The sequence below is a fragment of the Rubrivivax sp. A210 genome, assembly GCF_904426505.1.
Lineage (GTDB): Bacteria > Pseudomonadota > Gammaproteobacteria > Burkholderiales > Burkholderiaceae_C > Rubrivivax.
Map to the genome: position 1 here is coordinate 83,610 of NZ_CAJGBN010000007.1, position 18,683 is coordinate 102,292.

At 70.4% G+C, this 18,683-nt stretch carries 17 protein-coding genes; 11 read left to right on the forward strand and 6 right to left on the reverse strand.

Going from position 1 to position 18,683, the window contains the following annotated elements:
• Window positions 1-2: 2 nt before the first annotated feature.
• Window positions 3-983, reverse strand: coding sequence for a Bug family tripartite tricarboxylate transporter substrate binding protein (locus JMV16_RS06915; protein WP_201493456.1), 981 nt, complete (start codon window positions 981-983; stop codon window positions 3-5).
• Window positions 984-1,502: 519 nt separating this feature from the next.
• On the opposite strand from JMV16_RS06915, the gene JMV16_RS06920 reads away from it, so the two are divergent.
• From JMV16_RS06920 to JMV16_RS06930, 3 genes are read left to right on the forward strand one after another with little or no spacing between them, the layout of a single operon-like run.
• On the forward strand, window positions 1,503-2,015 hold the full coding sequence (locus JMV16_RS06920; RefSeq protein ID WP_201493457.1) for a DUF2938 family protein: 513 nt from the start codon (window positions 1,503-1,505) through the stop codon (window positions 2,013-2,015).
• A gap of 37 nt (window positions 2,016-2,052) precedes the next feature.
• A complete protein-coding gene (locus JMV16_RS06925) occupies window positions 2,053-3,111 on the forward strand; it encodes a sensor histidine kinase (protein WP_201493458.1) in 1,059 nt (352 codons plus the stop codon).
• 56 nt (window positions 3,112-3,167) lie between these two features.
• A complete protein-coding gene (locus tag JMV16_RS06930) occupies window positions 3,168-3,986 on the forward strand; it encodes a LytR/AlgR family response regulator transcription factor (protein ID WP_201493460.1) in 819 nt (272 codons plus the stop codon).
• On the opposite strand, the gene JMV16_RS06935 is transcribed toward JMV16_RS06930, so the two are convergent.
• Together JMV16_RS06935 and chrA are read right to left on the reverse strand one after the other, a co-directional pair.
• Window positions 3,979-4,998 carry a Cj0069 family protein gene (locus tag JMV16_RS06935; RefSeq protein ID WP_201493461.1) on the reverse strand — a complete coding sequence of 340 codons (1,020 nt, stop codon included), beginning with the start codon at window positions 4,996-4,998 and terminating at the stop codon, window positions 3,979-3,981. The genes JMV16_RS06930 and JMV16_RS06935 overlap by 8 nt on opposite strands.
• Before the next feature lie 11 nt (window positions 4,999-5,009).
• Window positions 5,010-6,389, reverse strand: a complete 1,380-nt coding sequence (chrA, locus tag JMV16_RS06940; RefSeq protein WP_201493462.1) for a chromate efflux transporter — start codon at window positions 6,387-6,389, stop codon at window positions 5,010-5,012.
• 59 nt (window positions 6,390-6,448) lie between these two features.
• Between chrA and JMV16_RS06945 the strand changes: the two genes are divergently transcribed.
• Complete coding sequence (locus JMV16_RS06945; protein ID WP_201493463.1) at window positions 6,449-7,129, forward strand: SOS response-associated peptidase; 681 nt, start codon at window positions 6,449-6,451, stop codon at window positions 7,127-7,129.
• A 10-nt stretch (window positions 7,130-7,139) separates the two neighbouring features.
• Here JMV16_RS06945 and pcaF read toward each other — a convergent pair whose 3' ends face one another.
• Genes pcaF through JMV16_RS06960 form a run of 3 tightly spaced genes read right to left on the reverse strand, consistent with a single transcriptional unit; the run spans window position 7,140 to window position 11,593 of the window.
• On the reverse strand, window positions 7,140-8,348 hold the full coding sequence (pcaF, locus tag JMV16_RS06950) for a 3-oxoadipyl-CoA thiolase (protein ID WP_201493464.1): 1,209 nt from the start codon (window positions 8,346-8,348) through the stop codon (window positions 7,140-7,142).
• Between the two features lie 14 nt (window positions 8,349-8,362).
• A complete protein-coding gene (locus JMV16_RS06955) occupies window positions 8,363-10,411 on the reverse strand; it encodes a 3-hydroxyacyl-CoA dehydrogenase NAD-binding domain-containing protein (RefSeq protein ID WP_201493465.1) in 2,049 nt (682 codons plus the stop codon).
• Between the two features lie 21 nt (window positions 10,412-10,432).
• Window positions 10,433-11,593: an acyl-CoA dehydrogenase family protein gene (locus tag JMV16_RS06960; protein ID WP_201493466.1), complete on the reverse strand. Its 1,161-nt coding sequence runs from the start codon at window positions 11,591-11,593 to the stop codon at window positions 10,433-10,435.
• 111 nt (window positions 11,594-11,704) lie between these two features.
• Here JMV16_RS06960 and JMV16_RS06965 point away from each other — a divergent pair, with 111 nt between their 5' ends.
• The 7 genes from JMV16_RS06965 to JMV16_RS06995 all read left to right on the forward strand — a co-directional run.
• Window positions 11,705-12,601, forward strand: coding sequence for a LysR family transcriptional regulator (locus tag JMV16_RS06965; protein WP_201493467.1), 897 nt, complete (start codon window positions 11,705-11,707; stop codon window positions 12,599-12,601).
• A 209-nt stretch (window positions 12,602-12,810) separates the two neighbouring features.
• The gene (locus tag JMV16_RS06970) at window positions 12,811-14,889 is read left to right on the forward strand and encodes a sigma-54-dependent Fis family transcriptional regulator (protein ID WP_201493468.1); all 2,079 of its coding nucleotides are present in this window, start codon (window positions 12,811-12,813) and stop codon (window positions 14,887-14,889) included.
• 52 nt (window positions 14,890-14,941) lie between these two features.
• Complete coding sequence (locus JMV16_RS06975) at window positions 14,942-15,178, forward strand: helix-turn-helix domain-containing protein (RefSeq protein WP_201493470.1); 237 nt, start codon at window positions 14,942-14,944, stop codon at window positions 15,176-15,178.
• Window positions 15,179-15,445: 267 nt separating this feature from the next.
• Window positions 15,446-16,666 carry a bifunctional 3,4-dihydroxy-2-butanone-4-phosphate synthase/GTP cyclohydrolase II gene (locus JMV16_RS06980; protein WP_201493471.1) on the forward strand — a complete coding sequence of 407 codons (1,221 nt, stop codon included), beginning with the start codon at window positions 15,446-15,448 and terminating at the stop codon, window positions 16,664-16,666.
• A gap of 485 nt (window positions 16,667-17,151) precedes the next feature.
• Window positions 17,152-17,292, forward strand: a complete 141-nt coding sequence (locus tag JMV16_RS06985) for a hypothetical protein (protein ID WP_201493472.1) — start codon at window positions 17,152-17,154, stop codon at window positions 17,290-17,292.
• A gap of 9 nt (window positions 17,293-17,301) precedes the next feature.
• A complete protein-coding gene (locus JMV16_RS06990) occupies window positions 17,302-17,529 on the forward strand; it encodes a hypothetical protein (RefSeq protein ID WP_201493473.1) in 228 nt (75 codons plus the stop codon).
• A 305-nt stretch (window positions 17,530-17,834) separates the two neighbouring features.
• The coding region (locus tag JMV16_RS06995; RefSeq protein ID WP_201493474.1) for an AraC family transcriptional regulator at window positions 17,835-18,683 on the forward strand (849 nt) is incomplete at its 3' end.

The window sequence follows — 18,683 nt, forward strand, 5'->3', positions numbered from 1 at the left end:
CCTCACTCGCCCTTGATGCTGGCGCGCTGGATCACGGCCTTCCAGCTCTCGTACTCGTCGCGGTAGGTCTTGGCGAACTGCTCCGGCGTGCCGCCCACGGTGTCGGCGCCCAGCTTTTCCAGGCGCTCGACGAAGTCCGGCGCGCTGGCGATGGCGTTGAGCTCGCGGTTCAGGCGCTGCACCAGCTCGGGCGCCAGGCCCGGTGGCGCGAACAAGCCGAACCAGTTGCTGAAGGCCATGCCCGGCACGCCCAGCTCGGCGAAGCTGGGCACATGGGGCAGCGAACTGGAACGCTTCGCGCCAGTGACGGCCAGCGCGCGCACCTTGCCGTCGCGGATGTGCGACTGCGCCGAGACGATGCTGTCCATCAGAAAGGTGATCTGGCCGGCGATCAGGTCGGTCAGCACCAGGCCCGTGCCGCGGTAGGGGATGTGTACGACGAACAGGCCGCCGGCACGCCACTTGAACATCTCGGCCGACAGGTGCGGGTAGGTGCCAATGCCGCTGCTGCCGAAGTTGTACTTGCCGGGGTTCTTCTTGAGCAGGGCGATCAGGTCCAGCGCCGAGCCGGCCGGGAAGCCCTGGCCCACGACCAGCACGCTGGGCGCGTTGGCGATGTGGCCCAGCGGCGTGAAGTCCTTGAAGGCGTCATAGGGCATCTTGGCGTTGAGTGCCGGGCCGATGCTGTGGGTGCTGCTGGTGCTCATCAGCAGCGTGTAGCCGTCGGGCGCGGCCTTGGCCGCGATGTCGGCGCCTATGCTGCCGCCGGCCCCGGGCTTGTTGTCCACCACCACCTGCTGGCCGAGAGCGGCCGAGAGCTTTTGCGCCACGGCGCGGCCGATGATGTCGGTGGCGCCGCCGGCCGGGAAGGGGATCACCAGCCGTATCGGCCTGGCCGGCCAGGCCTGGGCCGCTGCCGTGAGGGGCAGCAGCAGGGCGGCGGGCAGGAGGGCGGCCAGGGCGCAGGCAAGGCGTCTTTTCATGGGGCTTGAAGGGCTTGCTCCCCGCGGCGCGGGGTTGTGCGCCGAGGATAACAAGCGGCCTGCCAACCAGCGCCCCGCTGCCGCATCGGATCGGTGCCGCAACCATTCGGTCGATCTGCGCGACCCTTGCGGCACGCGCGCCAACCGCTCGTCTCAGCGGACTGTCGCAACGGAGCCGCCGCGACGAAAGTGCAGCCATCGAAGACATCCCGTCGTCGATGCACCCCAAGGAAGCCTTCATGAACACCACCGCCACCGCCAACCCCTGCAACTGCACCAACTGTCCGGGCGCCGCCTGCAACTGCGGCTGCCAGCAGCCCGCAGCGCAACAGGCCTGCGCTTGCAGCCCCCAGTGCCCATGCGGCTCGCAGTGCCAGTGCGGCACGGCCTGCGCCTGCGCCAGGGCCTGAAGCGCCAACGCGCAAGGCCTGCATCGGCGCCGACGGCTCGCAAGCCGCCGACGCCGCATCCGCAGCCTCAGGCGATTGCAGCTCCACCCAACATTCCCGGAGATCACCGATGAACACCTGGCTCCTGGCCTTTCTCGGCGGCATCGTCGGTGCCGCGCTGATGGACCTCGCCGAAACGGCCGCGGCCCGCTTCGGCATCACCAGCGGCGTGAATGTCGCCCTCGTGGGCCGCTGGGCCCTGGGCCTCACGCGCGGCCGGCTGGCCCACGCCGACATCAGCCACTCGCGCCCGCTGCCGGGTGAGGTGCGTGCGGGCTGGGTCTTCCACTTCCTCGTCGGTGGCGGATGCGTGGCGCTGGCCTACCCGGCCCTGCTGCTGGCCACGGGCCTGGGCGCCCATGCCCACCATCTTTCTCACCCAGCGCTCTTCCACCTTCCGGGCGGCCTGTTCTTCGGCGCGGCCACCTCGCTGCTGCCCTGGTTGCTGTTGCTGCCGGCCTTCGGCTGGGGCTGGTTCGGGCGGCGCGGGCCGCAGGGCGCCCATGCCTTGCTGGCGAGCACGCTCTCGCACATCCCCTACGGCCTTGGGGTCGGCGCCGTGATGGCGCTGGGCTCGCTCTAGAGTGGCCACGGCCTGATCGCCCTCCACCCCGCTCGCCATGTCGCTTTCAACACTCCGCAGCGCCGTGCCCGCCACGCCCAGGCGCGCGCTGGCGGCCCTGGCTGCCGCCATGCTCTTCTGGGCGCTGGCGGCGACGCTGCTCTTCCTGCTGGCCCCGGGGCTGGAGACCTGGCCGCGCCTGCTGCTGTTGGCCGAGTGCGTGGGCCTCACGATGGGGGCCTGCGTGCTGTTGCTGGCGCGCGTGCCGCGGCTGGCGCGGCTGGCGCCGGCGAGCCGCTGGCTGGTGCTGGGCCTGATCGCCATCCCGACCGGCTACTTCGTCGGCCACCAGATCGCCTTCCTGCTGCTGGGCGAGCCGATGCGCATCGTCGGGCACGACCACCTCAGCCTCGTCCCCATCGTCTTCACCGTGCTGGTGGGCGGGCTGGCGCTGCACGCCCACGCGACGCGCGAGCAACTGGCGCGCGAGGCGGCGGCGCGCGCCGAGGCCCAGCGCCTGGCCGTCGAGTCGCAGCTGCGCCTGCTGCGGGCCCAGCTCGAGCCCCACATGCTGTTCAACACCCTGGCCAATCTGCGCTCGCTGCTGCGCGAAGACACGGCGCGCGCCGAGGCCATGATCGACCAGTTGATCGTCTACCTGCGCAGCGCGCTGGCGGCCTCGCAGACCGAGGCGGTGACGCTGGGGCGGGAGTTCGCGCAGCTGCGCGCCTACCTCGACATCATGACGCTGCGCATGGGGCCGCGCCTGACATGGCAGCTCGATCTGCCGGCCGCGCTGGAGGCCGCCACCGTGCCGCCCATGCTGCTGCAGCCGCTGGTGGAGAACGCCATCAAGCACGGGCTGGAGCCCAAGATCGGCCCGGGCCGCATCGAGGTGGTGGCGCGCGCCACGGCCGCCGGCATCGAGATCCGCGTCAGCGACAGCGGCCTGGGCTTGCCGCCGGACGAGATCGAGGCCGAGCCCAAGGCCCGCGCCAGCTACGGCCTGCAGCACATCCGCGACCGCCTGCTCGCGGTCTACGGCCCGGCGGCCCGGCTCAGCCTGGAGCGGCGCGAGCCTGCCGGCGTTTGCGCCGTGGTCTTCATTCCGCGCTGAGCCGGCGCACACTGCGCTGCTGCCGGTGCCGTCATCGCCACGTCGAGGAGACCCGCATGAGCCTGCCCGCCCCACCCACCGCCGTCATCGCCGAAGACGAGCCGGTGCTCGCGCGCAGCCTGGCCCGCCTGCTGGCGCAGCTGTGGCCCGAGCTGAGCATCGTCGGCGTCGCCGATGACGGCCTGCAGGCCACCGAGCTGGCGCTGGCCCACGCGCCCGATGTGATGTTCCTCGACATCAGGATGCCCGGGCGCAACGGCATCGAGGTCGCCGAGGCCGTGGCCGATGACTGGCCCGAGGGCCGCGCCGTGCCGCTGTTCGTCTTCGTCACCGCCTACGACAGCTATGCGGTGCCGGCCTTCGAGCGCGCCGCGGTCGACTACCTGCTCAAGCCCGTCACGCCCGAGCGACTGCAGCAGAGCGTGGCCCGGCTGAAGGTGCGGCTGGCCGAACGCGCGGCCTCGCCGCAGGCCGGCGAGATGGCGGCGCTGATGGGCCGCATGCAGGCCATCGCCGCGCCGGAAGCGGTGCCCGAAGCGGAGCTGGCCGAACGCATCAAGGTCCTACGCGCCGGCGTCGGCAACACGGTGCGCATGATTCCGCTGGCCGAGGTGGTGTGCTTCGAGGCGACCGAAAAGTACGTGAACGTCGTGACACCCAGCGGCGAGGCCCTGGTGCGCATGAGCCTGCGCGAGCTGATGGCGCGCATCGACTCGAGCGACTTCATCCAGGTGCACCGCAGCGTGCTGGTCAACGCCAACGCGATCCAGAGCGCGACGCGCGACGAGAACGGCCACTACAGCCTGGCCGTGCGCGGCCTGCAGCGGCCGCTGAAGGTGAGCCGCGCCTTCGGCCATCTGTTCCGGCCTATGTAGTGGCCAGGGCTGTGCGCCGCCGCACGGCCGCCACCAGCGGCGCGACGGCCGAGGGCGGGAAGGGCGAGACGCTGCTGACATTGATCTCGCACAGCACATAGCGCGGCGTGCCGTCGGCGGCCGGCTCGCCGAACATGAAGTCGCAATCCCACAGCAGCGGCAGTTGCTCGTGCGCCAGGCCGACGCGCTCGCGCAACTGCGTGATCCAGCTTGACTCGAGCTGCTGCCTCAGGGTTTGGAAGCCGGCCAGCTCGGGGCCGTGATAAAGCCGCGGCCCTGGCAGCGGCGCATCGGGATGCAAGGCGTTGACGGCCTGGTGGCCGAAGCCGGCGACGCGGTCTTCCACCAGGTAGGCGCGCACCATGCCTTCGGCCAGCCGCGGCTGCCAGGCCTGGTCGATCATGTGGCCGCCGTTCGAAGGTTCGAAATAGGGCGCCAGTGTCGCCATCAGCGCGGCCATGTCCATCGGCAGCGGCGTGCTGCCCCGCTGGGCGTGCTGCACGGTCAGCATGCCGCCCGCGGCCTGCGCCACACGCCAGACGCCGATGCCGCTGTGGCCGCGGTGCTGCTTGAGCACGCGCGCACCCTGGCGCAGGCGCTGTGGCAGCTCGGCGGCCAGCTGGGACAGGCTGTCGACACGGCACACGTCGCAGCCGAAGGGCAGGTCGCGCGTCTCGAACAGCACGTCCTTGGTGCCCAGGCGCAGGATGGCCTCGGGGTGGGCGCTGACGAGGGTGCCCGCGCTTGCCACTTCGCGCAGCAGCGCATCCAGCCGGTCGCGCCGGCGGCCGTCCTCGATGGGGTTGCACCACACCAGCACCGCCTGCACGCCGCGCAGCTGGGCAGCCACCTCGTCGGCGAAATCATCGTGGTAGACGGCGGGCTCGGCATGCACGCCGGCGGCGGCCAGGGCCTCGAAGAGGGCGGCGAAGCGGCTGGCCGCGGGGTCGGCAAGACTGCGGGCGGCGCGGTCGCCGGGGTAGAGCAGGGCAACGTGGTGCCTGGTGTTCATCGAAGACTCCTTCAGCGCAGCAGAGTGCCGGCCCAGCTGGCCAGCAGCCCGACGGCCGCGCAGCCCGCCAGCAGCGGCAGCACGCCGACCTTGAAGCGGAACAGCGCCAGCGTGGCCGCCGCGCACAGTGCCGCCGACAGTGCATCGAAGCGCCCATCCCAGCCCTGGGGCCAGAACACATGCCAGGCGAAGAACAGTGCCAGGTTGAGGATCACCCCGACCACGGCCGCGGTGATGGCCGACAGCGGCGCCGTGAAGCCCAGCTTGCCGTGCGTGGCTTCGACCAGCGGCCCGCCGGCGAGGATGAAGACGAAGGAGGGCAGAAAGGTGAAGAAGGTCACCACGGTGGCTGCGAGCGCGCCGCCCAGGAAGAGCGCGTCGGGCCCCAGGGCCTGCTTGGCCCAGCCACCGACGAAGCCGACGAAGGCCACCACCATGATCAGCGGCCCGGGCGTGGTTTCGCCCAAGGCCAGGCCGTCGATCATCTGCGGGCCGCTCAGCCACTGGTGGGTTTCGACCGCGCCCTGGTAGACATAGGGCAGCACCGCATAGGCGCCGCCGAAGGTGAGCAGCGCCGCCTTGGTGAAGAACCAGCCCATCTGCGTCAAGGTGCCGTGCAGGCCGTGGCTTGCCACCAGCGCTGCCATCGCCAGCAACCACAGGCCCAGGCCGGCGGCCAGCACGCGGGCCAGGTGGCGGCGCGAGAAGCGGGCATGAGGCGGCGTGGGCGTGTGGTCGTCGATCAGCGCCGGCCCGTAGCCGGCCTGGCCGCTGCCATGGCCGCCGCCGAGCGCAAACACCTGCGGCCAGCGGCGGGCGCCGAAGTGGCCGATCAGCGCCGCCGCGGCCACGATGGCGGGGAAGGGCGTGTCCAAGGCGAAGATGGCGATGAAGGAGGCGGCGGCGATGCCCCACATCCAGCGGTTCTTCAGCGCCCGCGTGCCGATGCGGTGGGCCGCGTGCAGCACCAGGGCCGTCACCGCCGGCTTGAGCCCGAAGAAGATGCCGGCCACCAGAGGCAGGTTGCCGAAGCGCAGGTAGATCCATGACAGCGCGACCAGGATGAAGAGCGAGGGCAGCACGAACAGCGCGCCGGCGACGATGCCGCCCCAGCTGCGGTGCATCAGCCAACCTATGTAGGTGGCGAGCTGCTGCGCCTCGGGCCCGGGCAGCAGCATGCAGTAGTTGAGCGCGTGCAGGAAGCGCCGCTCGCTGATCCAGCGCCGCCGCTCCACCAGCTCGGTGTGCATGATGGCGATCTGCCCGGCCGGCCCGCCGAAGCTGATGAAGCCGAGCTTGAGCCAGAAACGCAGCGCCTCGGCAAAGCCCACCGCGGCGGGGGGTGTGCTTGCGGCAAGGGGGGCAAGGGTGGCGGGCGTCTCGGGTGTCATCGCGTGCGGGCTGCGGGCCTGGCCCATGCTATCGAAACCGCTCCCGCTAGGATGGCAACGTGTGTACGCGCTACATCTCGCCCGAAGACGCCGACATCGAACGCCATTGGCACATCGGCGCCGGCCGCCCGCTGGGCTGGGCCCGCGATGTCCGCCCGCGCTCGCTGGCGCCCTTTGTGCGGGTGCGGCCGGGTGGGCCGGCGCGCGAACTGGTGGTCGGGAGCTGGTCGCTGCTGCCGGCCTTCGAGCGCAATCGCAAGCCGGCCTATGCCACCTGCAATGCGCGCTCCGAGGGCCTGCTGGAGGGGCGCGCATTCAAGCAGGCCTGGCTGCAGGGCCAGCGCTGCCTGATTCCGGCGCTCGCCTTCTTCGAGCCCTGCTGGGAGACGGGCCGCCATGTGCCCTGGGAGTTCCGCCGCGCCGACGGCGACCTCTGGGCCCTGGCCGGCCTGTGGAACTCCTGGCAGGACAGGGCGAGCGGCGAGATCGTCGAGACCTACACCATGCTCACCATCAACGCCGACGGGCATGCGCTGATGGGGCGCATGCACAAGCCCGACCCCGCGCGCCCGCCCGACCGGCAGGACAAGCGCAGTGTCATCCCGGTCGAGCGCGCCGGCTTCGACCGCTGGCTCGGCGGCAGCGTCGATGAGGCGCGGGCACTGCTGTGCCTGCCGCCGGTGGAGCTGTTCGAGGCGCGCGGGACGGGCGAACCCGACCCGCAGGCCGCGCTGTTCTGAATGTCCTGGCTCAAACCCGCTCGATCACCATCGCAATGCCCTGGCCCACGCCGATGCACATGGTCGCCAGCGCATAGCGCCCGCCGGTGGCGTGCAGGCGGTTGACGCAGGTCGTGGCCAGGCGGGCACCGCTGGCGCCCAGCGGGTGGCCCAGCGCAATGGCGCCGCCCCAGGCGTTGACGCGCTCGTCGTCGTCGGCCAGGCCCAGTTGGCGCAGCACGGCCAGGCCCTGGGCGGCAAAGGCCTCGTTCAGCTCGATCACGTCGAGCTGCGCCAGGCTCAGGCCGGCCAGGGCCAACACCTTCTGCGTGGCCGGTGCCGGGCCTATGCCCATCACGCGCGGCGCCACGCCGGCGGTGGCCATGGCCACCACGCGGGCGCGGGGCGCGAGGCCGTGGCGCGCGGCGGCGGCCTCGTCGGCCAGCAGCAGGGCGCAGGCGCCGTCGTTGACGCCGCTGGCATTGCCGGCCGTCACCGTGCCGTCGGGTCGCACCACGCCCTTGAGCCTGGCCAGCGCCTCGAGGCTGGTCTCGCGCGGGTGCTCGTCCTGGCTCACGACGAGCGGCTCGCCCTTCTTCTGCGCAATGACGACCGGCGTGATCTCGCGTGCCAGGTGGCCGGCCTTCTGCGCCGCCACCGCCCGCAGCTGGCTGGCCAGCGCCATGCGGTCTTGCGCGGCGCGCTCGATTCGATGGTCGGTGGCCACGTTCTCGGCCGTCTCGGGCATGGAGTCGACGCCGTACTGCGCCTTCATCAGCGCGTTGACGAAGCGCCAGCCTATGGTGGTGTCGTAGACCGCGTTGCCGCGCGAGAAGGCCGATTCGGCCTTGGGCATCACGAAGGGCGCACGGCTCATGCTCTCGACGCCGCCGGCGATCATCAGCATGGCCTCGCCGGCCTTGATGGCGCGCGCCGCCGTGCCCACGGCGTCAAGCCCCGAGCCGCAGAGGCGGTTGATGGTGGCGCCGGGCACCTCCAGCGGCAGCCCGGCGAGCAGGGCCGACATGCGGGCGACGTTGCGGTTGTCCTCGCCGGCCTGGTTGGCGCAGCCATAGAGCACATCGCCCACCGCGGCCCAGTCGACGCCGGGGTTGCGCGCCATCAGGGCCTTGAGGGGAATGGCGCCGAGGTCGTCGGCGCGCACGCTGGACAGTGCGCCGCCGTAGCGGCCGAAGGGGGTGCGTATGGCGTCGCAGATGAAGGCTTGCGGGGTGCTCATGGTGGGTGTGACTTTCATTGCGCCATCAGCGCGTCGAGATTGCCGAGCGCGAAGCCGTGGCCGGCCTCGCGCGCCATCGCCTGCAGTTGCGTCGCGAGTTCGGCGCGGTCCTGGCGGCGGGTCCAGAACACCGGGCCGCCCTCCCAGCGCGGGAAACCATAGCCCTGCACGAGCACGACGTCCACATCGGCCGGCCGGCTGGCCACGCCTTCGGCCAGCAGCAGTGCAGCCTCGTTGGCCATCGCCAGCAGGGCGCGGCGCTGGATCTCTGTGGCCGCCAGCGGCCGGCGCGTGAGGCCGCGCGCCTGGCTGGCCTCGTCCAGCAGGCCGCGCACGGTGGCATCGGTGGCCTTGGCGGGCTTGCCATCGGTGTAGACGTAGTAGCCGGCGCCGGTCTTGCGGCCCAGCCGGCCCTGCTCGCACAGGCGGTCGAGGATGGCGACATAGCGTTCGCGCGGGTCGCGCGTGGCGGCCTGTGCCTTGCGCATGCGCCAGGCGATGTCCAGCCCCGACAGATCGGCCACCGCAAACGGCCCCATCGCGAAGCCCATGGACACCAGCGCGCCGTCCACCTCCTCGGGCAGGGCGCCGTCCTCGAGCATGAACTCGCACTGGCGGCGGTAGGCGTTGTAGATGCGGTTGCCGATGAAGCCGAAGGCGTTGCCGCAGGGCACGGGCGTCTTCTTCAGCTTCACGCCCAGGGCCATGCCGGTGGCCAGCACATCGGGCGCGGTGTGCGTGCCGCGCACCACTTCCAGCAACTTCATCACATGGGCGGGGCTGAAGAAGTGCAGGCCCAGCACGTCCTGCGGTCGCAACGTGGCTGCGGCAATGGCGTCGACGTCCAGGTAGGAGGTGTTGGTGGCCAGCACGGCACCGGGCCGCGCGTGGGCGTCGATCTGGCGGAAGACCTGTTGCTTGACGGCCAGGTCTTCGAACACCGCCTCGATGACGAGGTCGGCGGCGGCAAGCCGGTGCCAGTCCGTCGTGGATGCCAGCCGCGCCACGCTGTCGGCGGCCACCATCGCCTTCAGCTTGCCGGCGCCGACGCGCTCGCGGTAGTGATCGCCTATGCGCTGGCGGCCGCGCTCCAGTGCCGCCTCGTCCTGCTCCAGCAGCAGCACGTTCAGGCCAGCGTCCAGCGCCGCGATGGCGATGCCCGAGCCCATGGTGCCGGCGCCGATGATGGCCACCAGGTCCACGGTGCGCGGCGCGGCGGCCAGGTTGGCCGGCAGCCGGGTGGCCTCGCGCTCGGCCTTGAACTGGTAGCGCAGGGCCTGGGCCGCCGGCGAAGACAGCAGTTGCAGAAAGAGTTCGCGCTCGCGCTGCAGGCCTTGGTCGAAGGGCTGGGCGCAGGCCGCCACCGCATCCAGCGCCGCGCCATGGGCCGGCTGCAGGCGCTGGCGCGGGTGCAGCCTGGCGCGCTGGGCTTCGACCGCGGCCTGCAGCGCCGCGGCATCGGGCTGGCGGTGGCGGGCCAGAGGGAAGGGCGCACCCGCCTCGGCGAGGGCCAGCGCGCGGTTCACGGCGGCTTCGATCAGTTCACCGTCGACCACGGCGTCGAACAGGCCCGAGGCGGCCAGCTCCCGCGCGCCCTTGGGCTGGCCTGTGAGGATCAGGGCCAGTGCCGTCTCGGCAGCGACGAGGCGGGGCAGGCGCTGCGTGCCGCCCGAGCCGGGGATCAGTCCCAGCGTCACCTCGGGCAGGCCGACGCGGGCCGCGGCCAGCGCGACACGGCCTTGGCAGGCCAGGGCCAGTTCCAGCCCGCCGCCCAGCGCCACGCCGGCGATGGCCGCGACCACCGGCTTGGTGCTGGCCTCGATGGCGGCCAGCACATTGGGCAGGATGGGTTCCTGGAACTGCAGCGGCGTGCCGAACTCGCCCACATCGGCGCCGGCCGAGAAGGCGCGCTCGCTGCCGGTGATGACGATGGCGCGCACGGCGGGGTCGGCCTGGGCTGCGGCCAATTGCTGCACGATGTGCTGGCGCAGCGCGTGGCCCAGGCTGTTGACGGGCGGGCGGTCGAGCCGGATGAGGGCGACGCTGTTCTGGATGCTGAGCATGGGGTGTCTCCGTGCGGGGCTTCAGGCTTCGCGCATCAGCTGCTTGCCGATGACGAGTTGCTGGATCTGCGTCGTGCCCTCGTACAGGCGCAGCAGGCGCACATCGCGGTAGAAGCGCTCGACCTTGTACTCGTTGATATAGCCGGCGCCGCCGTGGATCTGCACGCCGCGGTCGGCCACGCGGCCCACCATCTCGGTGGTGAACAGCTTGGCGCAGGAGGCCTGCATGCTGACCTCGGGGTCGCTCACGCCCGGCGGCTTGGCGTCGTAGCGGCGGGCGATGGCCTGCACCATCGACCAGCCAGCCAGCAGCTCGGCCTGGCAGTCGGCGAGCATGGCCTGCACGAGCTGGAAGTCGCCGATGCGCTGGCCGAACTGCTTGCGCTGCTGGGCATAGGCCACGCTCTCCTGCAGGATGCGCCGGGCCATGCCACAGGACAGGGCCGAGACGTGCAGGCGGCCGCGGTCCAGCACCTTCATCGCCGTCTTGAAGCCCTTGCCGGGCTCGCCGCCGATGAGGTTGGCCGCCGGCACGCGCACATGGTCCAGGTTGACATCGCAGGTCTTGGTGCCGCGCTGGCCCATCTTCTTGTCGGCCTTGCCCAGGCTCAGGCCGGCCAGGCCGGCCGGCACGATGAAGGCCGAGATGCCGCCGGCGCCGGGGCCGCCGGTGCGCGCCATCAGCGTGAAGGCGCCGGCGCGCGGCGCGTTGGTGATGAAGCGCTTGCTGCCGCTGATGAGGTAGTCGCTGCCGTCGGCCACCGCACGCGTCTTGAGCGAGGCGGCGTCCGAGCCGGCGTCGGGCTCGGTGAGCGCGAAGGAGACAATGAGATCGCCGCTGGCGATGCGCGGCAGGTACTCGGCCTTCTGCTCGTCCGTGCCGTCCATCAGGATGCCCTGCGAGCCGATGCCGATGTTGGTGCCCACCACCGAACGAAAGGCCAGCGCCGTCTGGCCGAGTTCGTAGGCGACCTCGCACTCCTGCGCCATCGACAGGCCGATGCCGCCGTATTCCTCGGGGATGGAGATGCCGAACAGGCCCAGCTCCTTCATGTCGGCCACGATGTCGGCCGGCACGGCGTCGTGCTCTTCCACGGCATCTTCGGCCGGCACCAGGCGTTCACGCACGAAGCGCTGCACGCTGTCCCTGAGGATCTGGAAAGTCTCTTGATCGAGCGACACCTTGTCTCCTGCGCCGGGGGCTGTTGTTGGGGGCGGATTGTTGAGTCATCGAATATGCTTGACAATCACAATGAATGCGACATGTCTGTCAAGTAATTTTGACGGTACGCCATGGACCCCCAGTCTCTCTCCCTCTTTGTCGACATCGTCGAGGCCGGCAACCTCAGTGCCGCCGCGCGCAGCCTGAAGATGAGCCGCGCCAACATCAGCTACCACCTGGGCCAGCTGGAGAAGTCGGTGGGCCAGCAGCTGCTGCGCCGCACGACGCGGCGCGTCGAGCTCACCGAGGTCGGCGAGCGCCTGTACCGCCACGGCCTCGTGATCCGCGACGAGGTGCTGGCGGCGCGCGAATCGGTGGCCCAGCTGGGCAAGGGCCTGCACGGCTCGGTGCGCCTGAGCCTGCCCACCGGCTTCGGCCATCTCGTGATGTCGGGCTGGCTGATCGACTTCAAGCGCCAGTACCCCGACATTGCCCTCGACCTGCTGTTCGAGAACCGCGTCGACGACCTGCTGCGCGACGAGGTCGACGTGGCCGTGCGCGTGATGTCCGAGCCACCGCAGCAGATGGTGGCCACCGAGCTGGCGCGGGTTCGCTATGTCACCTGCGCTTCGGTGGAATTCGCCCGCTCCCATGCCATGCCGAGCCGCCTGGAGGAACTGGCCCAGCTGCCGCTCATCACCTCGGCGGTGGCCGGGCGCAACCTGCGCGTCTCGGCCTACCAGGGCGAAGAGCGGCGCGAGCTGACGCTGCATCCCACGCTCGCCTCCGAGAACTTCCAGTTCCTGCGCGAGGCCATCCTCGCCGGCCTGGGCGTCGGCCTCGTGCCCGACTACGTGGTGCAGCAGGAAGTGCGCGAAGGGCGGGTCGTGATGTCGCTGGGCGATTGGCGGCTCAGCGTCTTCGGCACCCGCATGTTCCTGCTGCGCATGCCTGATCGCTACCAGACACTGGCCATCCGCACCCTGATCGATTTCGTCGTTGCCAGGGCGCGGGCCTGGGCGGGTTGAGGCGCGGCGACTGCCGTTGTTCGCCCCCTGGATCGGCGGCCCCTGAAGGCCCTGTCTGCGCGTATCTCCCGCCCGGGCGCCGGATTGCGCGGAGTAAGCTCGCGCCCGTTCAGGGGCTGCGGGCCGTCGTTCATGGCGGCTGTTCCCGCCCCCGGATTCGCACCGCAACGACAAGGGCAACCGCCGCACACAGCCAACGGGACAGCGCGATGAAGACCTTCGATCCAAAGGCGACGGGCCGCTTCATAGGCCCGCGCGGAGCCGGCCTGGGGTCGCGCGAGCAGTTTGCGCACATCGAGCGCATCGTCGATGTGGTCAGCCGCGACCGCGACGTGCCGGTGGACTCGGCCCCGGACGACGTGATCCGCAACTCCTGGATGCGCTGTGTCACCAACCACCGGCTGGACCCGGCGCGCCCGCGCGGCGCGCTGGTGGTGCCGGCGCACGAGGTGAGGGAGCACCTGGAGCGCGTCGACGAAGTGCTGCACGTTGCAAGGTCCGGCATGGAGCAGCTCTTCAAGCATGTGGGCTCGCTGGGCTATGTGCTGCTGCTGACCGACCGCGACGGCGTGACCATCGACGTCATCTCCAACCAGCCCGAGCGCACGCTCAAGGACGCCGGCCTGTACATCGGCTCGGTGTGGTCGGAAGACCGCGTCGGCACCAACGGCGTGGGCATCGCCATTGCCGAAAAGGCGCCGGTGATCTGCCACCTGACCGACCACTTCGACGCGGCGCACATTCACCTTTCGTGCAACGCGGCGCCCATCTTCGACCCCACGGGCGAGGTGCAGGCCATCCTCAACCTCACCGCGGTCTCGTCGCCCCAGCACAAGGACAGCCAGCGCCTGGCCCTGCAGCTCACGACCATGCACGCCAAGGCCATCGAGGACGCCAGCTTCATACGCCGCTTCGGCAACCAGTGGATCCTGCGCCTGGGCCGGGCCTGGCCCTTTGCCGAGTTGCGCGGCGACATGATGCTGGCCTTCGACGACGACGGCGTCATCGTCGGCGCCAACCACTCGGCCCGGCGCGATGTCACCAGTGGCAGCCAGGGCGCGGCCGGATCGATCATCGGCAAGAGCCTCACCGAGGTCTTCAAGTGCACGATGCGCGAGATCTGGCAGGCGGCCCAGGGCGCGGGCACGGACATGTCGCTGATGACGGCCGACTCGCAGAACGTCTACTACATGTCGGTGCGCCCGCCGCAGCGCAAGAAGGATCCGCGCATCGTGCTCACCGGCGGCGGCCAGGCGCGGCGCGCCAGTGCCGAAGACTACGACGCGCTCGACGCGCTGGCGGGCGAGGACCCGCTGATGCAGCGCATGCTGGCCAAGGCCAAGCGGCTTGTGGATCGCAAGGTCAACATCCTCATCCAGGGCGAGACCGGCACCGGCAAGGAGATGCTGGGCCGGGCCCTGCACACCTGCGGCGAACGCTCGACCAGGCCCTTCATCGCGCTGAACTGCGCGGCCATCCCCGAAGCACTGATCGAGAGCGAACTGTTCGGCTATGCCGCCGGCGCCTTCACCGGCGGGCGGGCCAAGGGCATGGTGGGCCTGATCCAGCAATCCGACGGCGGCACGCTGTTCCTCGACGAGATCGGCGACATGCCCCTGCAACTGCAGACGCGGCTGCTGCGCGTGCTGTCCGAAAGCGAGGTCATGCCCATAGGCGGCAGCCGCCCGATACGGGTGGACCTGACCGTCATCGCGGCCTCGCACCGGGACCTGCGCACCATGATTGCCGACGGGCGCTTCCGCGAAGACCTCTACTACCGGCTGTGCGGGGCCACGCTGCACCTGCCGGCGCTGCGCGAGCGCGCCGACAAGGAGTTCCTGGTTGAAAGCCTGCTGCGCATCGAGGCCCAGGAGACCGGCGCCGTGGTCGGCATCTCGCCCGACGCGCTGGAGGTGCTGATGGCGCACGGCTGGCCCGGCAACATCCGCGAGTTGCGCAACGTGCTGCGCTATGCCACGGCGATGTCGGAGATGGGTGTCATCCGCGCCCAGGACCTGCCGGCGGAGGTGCTGCCCGGCCCGCAGGACAAGGCCGCGAGCGCCGGCCCCAGGGGCTGGGCGGGCCTGGCTGCGCCCGCAGCCAAGGCCGAGCCGGTGGCCGTGCCCGTGGCTGCGCCCGCGGTTGATGAGGGCGAGGCCCTGCGCGCCTCGCTGCGCAAGCACCGCTGGAACATCACGGCCGTGGCCGCCGACCTGGGCATCTGCCGCGCCACCGTCTACCGCCACATGAAGCGGCTGCACATCGTGCCGCCGACGCACGCGGACTGATCTTGCGGAACCGCTGCCCAGCGCGCCTTGCGGCCGCTCGAGCGCGCTGAGGATGGAGTCGGCGACAAGACAGATCGCCGAGAGCGGCGACATGCTGGTGGACATCTCCAACCGGCTGGGGTTTGAGTCGCCGGGCAACTTCACGCGCTTCTTCAAGCTGCAGCAGGGCTTCTCGCCCAGCCAGTACCGGCGCAATGTCACGGTGCTTGCGCGCGGTCCGGCTGTCACCACGCTGGCGCCGGTGTTCGGCCTCGACTGCTGGGGTGCCGGCCTGAGCCTGGTTGCCTGAAGGCGCCGCACCGGTCTTGGCTGGTCCGGGCGATCCCCTGGGGGCGGCCTGGGCAGACTCGCCTCGTCGGCTTCGGCAATGCGAGGCGCCTTGATTGCAATTCGAGGCACACCCTGACTCCAGGCCAATTCGGGTGATTGACGGCCATGGCCCGCGGCAATGCGCCTCGAAAGAATGCATTCACCGCGCAGGGCCAGTCCACGCGCCGGCTCGGCGCAGCGAGACCTGGCCAGGCGAAAGCGCCTACCAGGAACGAGGAGATCGATGATGGAATTCACCCGGATCGAAGACGCTCTGCGCGCCATGGCGGGCGGGGCCATGGTGGTCGTGGTCGATGACGAGGACCGCGAGAACGAGGGCGATCTCATCCTGGCCGCCGAACACGCGACGACCGAGGCCGTGGCCTTCATGGTGCGTCACACCAGCGGCATGCTGTGCGTGGCCCTGCCGGGCGAGACGCTCGACCGCCTCGAATTGCCGCTGATGGTCGAGCGCAATACCGACTCGATGCGCACGGCCTACACGGTCACCGTGGACTATCGCCATGGCACCAGCACCGGCATCTCTGCGGCCGACCGCGCCACGACGATCCGCGCCCTGGCCGATCCGCAGTCCGACGCGAGCGACTTCAATCGGCCGGGCCACGTCTTTCCACTTCGCGCTGTGCCGGGCGGTGTGCTGCACCGGCCTGGGCATACCGAGGCCGCCGTCGATCTGGCGCGACTGGCGGGCCTGCGGCCGGGCGGGGTGATCGCGGAACTGGTGAACGATGATGGCACCATGGCACGGAGGCCCGACCTGCAGGCGTTTGCCCGGCAGCACGAGCTGGCCATCATCACCATCGCCGACCTGGTGGCCTACCGCCGCCGCCTGGTGGCTGTCCGGCGCGCATCCGAGGCCAGGCTGCCCACCCGCCACGGCGTCTTCAAGGCCTGTGTCTACAAGGCCCCGGATAGCCCGCACGAGCACCTGGCGATGGTGATGGGCGAGGTTGACGGCGTCGAGGATCTGCTCGTGCGGGTCCATTCCGAGTGCCTGACCGGCGACACCTTCGGCTCGTTGCGCTGCGACTGCCAGCAGCAGCTCGAGGCGTCGATGGCCGCGGTGGGCCGGGCAGGCCGGGGCGTGGTGCTGTATCTGCGCGGCCACGAGGGGCGGGGCATAGGCCTGACGCACAAGCTGCGCGCCTACGCGTTGCAGGATGCCGGGCTCGACACGGTCGATGCCAACCTGGAACTGGGCCTGTCCGTCGACTCGCGCGACTACACCGTGGGCGCGATGATCCTGCAGGATCTGGGCGTGACCGGCATGCGGCTGCTTACCAACAACCCCGCCAAGTACCGCGGCATTGCCGATTACGGCCTGCGCATCGTCGAACGGGTGCCGCTGATCGCGACGCCCAACAAGGAGAACGCGGCCTACCTGAAGACCAAGCAGGTTCGCCTGGGCCATGCGCTGGAGACATTCAGCGAGTTCCGGCCGCGCTGAGAAGCCGCCGGCGGCGCGCAAGAGTTGCAATCGTCGGGCCGCACCATGGGCGAAGCCGTGATTGGCGTTGCGTCGGCCGACGAACTCCTGGCCTCGCTGGCAGCGAGTCTGCGCCGCGGACATTGGAGAGTTGCCTGCAGAAGGTACCTGATGCTTCGCGCATCGGGTACGACGATCTCCGAACGCCACGGAGCGGAGTTCGACAGCCTGCTGGACCGTTGCATGGCCCATGAACGGGCGCGCATGCAAAGGGACGCAGCAGCCTGGGCGCAGATGCTGCAGGGCGGCGCGGCGGCGGTGGGTGACCAGGGCGCGTCATCGCCAGGCCACGGGCAGGTGCAGGCATCCCCTGCCTACAAGACCTGCTGGCGTCCCTTGCCTGCCTGCTTTTCCCAAGGCCCCGCGCGGGCTGGACAAAGGGTCCGCGATGGTCGGGCTCCGAGTCGATGAGACGGGGTGTCGCGAACACCCGTCAAGCCGCCGGCTTGTGCCCGCAAAGAGTCCTCCATGCCCCCCGCCTGCCGCGGAGTACCCTGGCCCTGGCCGTCTTCCTGGCCTGTTCTGGCGCACAGGCGCAGACCTCGCAGGAGGTGGTGATCACCGGCACCATCGCCGACGCGCCCTAGGCCATCAGCGTGGTCGGCCGCGATGAACTGCGCAGCGCCAGCCCTCTGGTCAACCTCAGCGAGGCCGCGGCGCTCGTGCCCGGCCTGGTGGTGGTCAAGCGCTGTAACTTCGCGCAAGACCTGCAGATCAGCCCGTGCGGTTTCGGCAAGGCCGAACTGCCGCTGCGCTTGGACAACGCCACCGACCGCCGCTACGCCGGCAGCGTGATCGTCAACGACGCCAACGGCCACTTCTAACAAAGCCGGCGCGCCGCGCAGCGTGCTGTTGGCGCTGCGCTTCGTGATGCCTTGACACAAGGCGCCTCTTGCCGCGGTATGCACAGGCCCTCGTGCGGCGCGGCACTGGCGCAGTTGCAGCGACAACTGTCGCAGGGTGGACGCGATGCGACAGTGGGATGCGACAGTTGTCGCCGGCGCCTGCGCCATGAGGCAGTGCCAAGTCATTGATTTTGCTGGGTGATCGTGCTGGTACGGATGCTGCAATGACTCCAGGCGAACCGGGGCCCCAACACCCGGACGACAACGCCCAGGAGACAAAGACAATGTCCGAAGCACTGCGAATCATCCACGGCGAATTCGGGCGGGTGATGCTCGTTCGCCTCGACGAGCCGGTCGTCGAGCACGCCCACCGCACCGGCGAGCTGCTGTTCAAGATCGGCGGCGGCGACCTCTGCGTCAGCGTCGGCGACACCGTGCACCGCCTGGGCGACGACGAGGTGATGCTGCTCAACCCCTGGGAGAGCCATGCCTACGGCCTGCCGCAAGGCGAGCCCGCGGCGGAGTTGCTGTCGCTGCAGGTTGACCCGGCCTGGCTCAGGCGGTTGGATCGCCGCTACACCGGCGCCATGGGGCGGCAGTTCTTCGCTGTCGCCAAGGGCCGCGTGCCGGCCCTGGCGCGCGCCGCGCTGGCGCAGATCGCCGACACCCTGGCCTATGAACTCGAGCCCTCGGCCGAGGCGCTGGGCGCGCTGGTGCAGGAAATCGTCTTCGCGATGGCCATGGCCTACTCGAAGGCCGTCCAGGCCACGGGCAGCTACGACTTCTCGTCGCTGGGCGGTGTGGCCTGCGATGCGCGCATCCGCAAGGTGCTGTCCATCATGGCGGCCTCGGTGGGCGAGCCGATACAGATCGAGGAACTGGCCCGGGTCATCCGCGTCTCGAGGCCGCACTTCTTCCACCTCTTCAAGCAGGAGACGCGGCTGACGCCGCTGGTCTATTCGAGCGTGCTGAGGATGGAGTCGGCGATAAGACAGATCGCCGAGAGCGGCGACATGCTGGTGGACATCTCCAACCGGCTGGGGTTTGAGTCGCCGGGCAACTTCACGCGCTTCTTCAAGCTGCAGCAGGGCTTCTCGCCCAGCCAGTACCGGCGCAATGTCACGGTGCTTGCG

Excerpts from the sequence above, each read along its gene's own strand:
- JMV16_RS06955 (WP_201493465.1), bottom strand. The coding sequence starts at position 10,411 with ATGCTCAGCATCCAGAACAGCGTCGCCCTCATCCGGCTCGACCGCCCG.
- JMV16_RS06930 (WP_201493460.1), top strand. The coding sequence starts at position 3,168 with ATGAGCCTGCCCGCCCCACCCACCGCCGTCATCGCCGAAGACGAGCCG.
- JMV16_RS06980 (WP_201493471.1), top strand. The coding sequence starts at position 15,446 with ATGGAATTCACCCGGATCGAAGACGCTCTGCGCGCCATGGCGGGCGGG.
- JMV16_RS06920 (WP_201493457.1), top strand. The coding sequence starts at position 1,503 with ATGAACACCTGGCTCCTGGCCTTTCTCGGCGGCATCGTCGGTGCCGCG.
- chrA (WP_201493462.1), bottom strand. The coding sequence starts at position 6,389 with ATGACACCCGAGACGCCCGCCACCCTTGCCCCCCTTGCCGCAAGCACA.
- JMV16_RS06975 (WP_201493470.1), top strand. The coding sequence starts at position 14,942 with ATGGAGTCGGCGACAAGACAGATCGCCGAGAGCGGCGACATGCTGGTG.
- JMV16_RS06970 (WP_201493468.1), top strand. The coding sequence starts at position 12,811 with ATGAAGACCTTCGATCCAAAGGCGACGGGCCGCTTCATAGGCCCGCGC.
- JMV16_RS06925 (WP_201493458.1), top strand. The coding sequence starts at position 2,053 with ATGTCGCTTTCAACACTCCGCAGCGCCGTGCCCGCCACGCCCAGGCGC.
- pcaF (WP_201493464.1), bottom strand. The coding sequence starts at position 8,348 with ATGAGCACCCCGCAAGCCTTCATCTGCGACGCCATACGCACCCCCTTC.
- JMV16_RS06965 (WP_201493467.1), top strand. The coding sequence starts at position 11,705 with ATGGACCCCCAGTCTCTCTCCCTCTTTGTCGACATCGTCGAGGCCGGC.
- JMV16_RS06935 (WP_201493461.1), bottom strand. The coding sequence starts at position 4,998 with ATGAACACCAGGCACCACGTTGCCCTGCTCTACCCCGGCGACCGCGCC.
- JMV16_RS06915 (WP_201493456.1), bottom strand. The coding sequence starts at position 983 with ATGAAAAGACGCCTTGCCTGCGCCCTGGCCGCCCTCCTGCCCGCCGCC.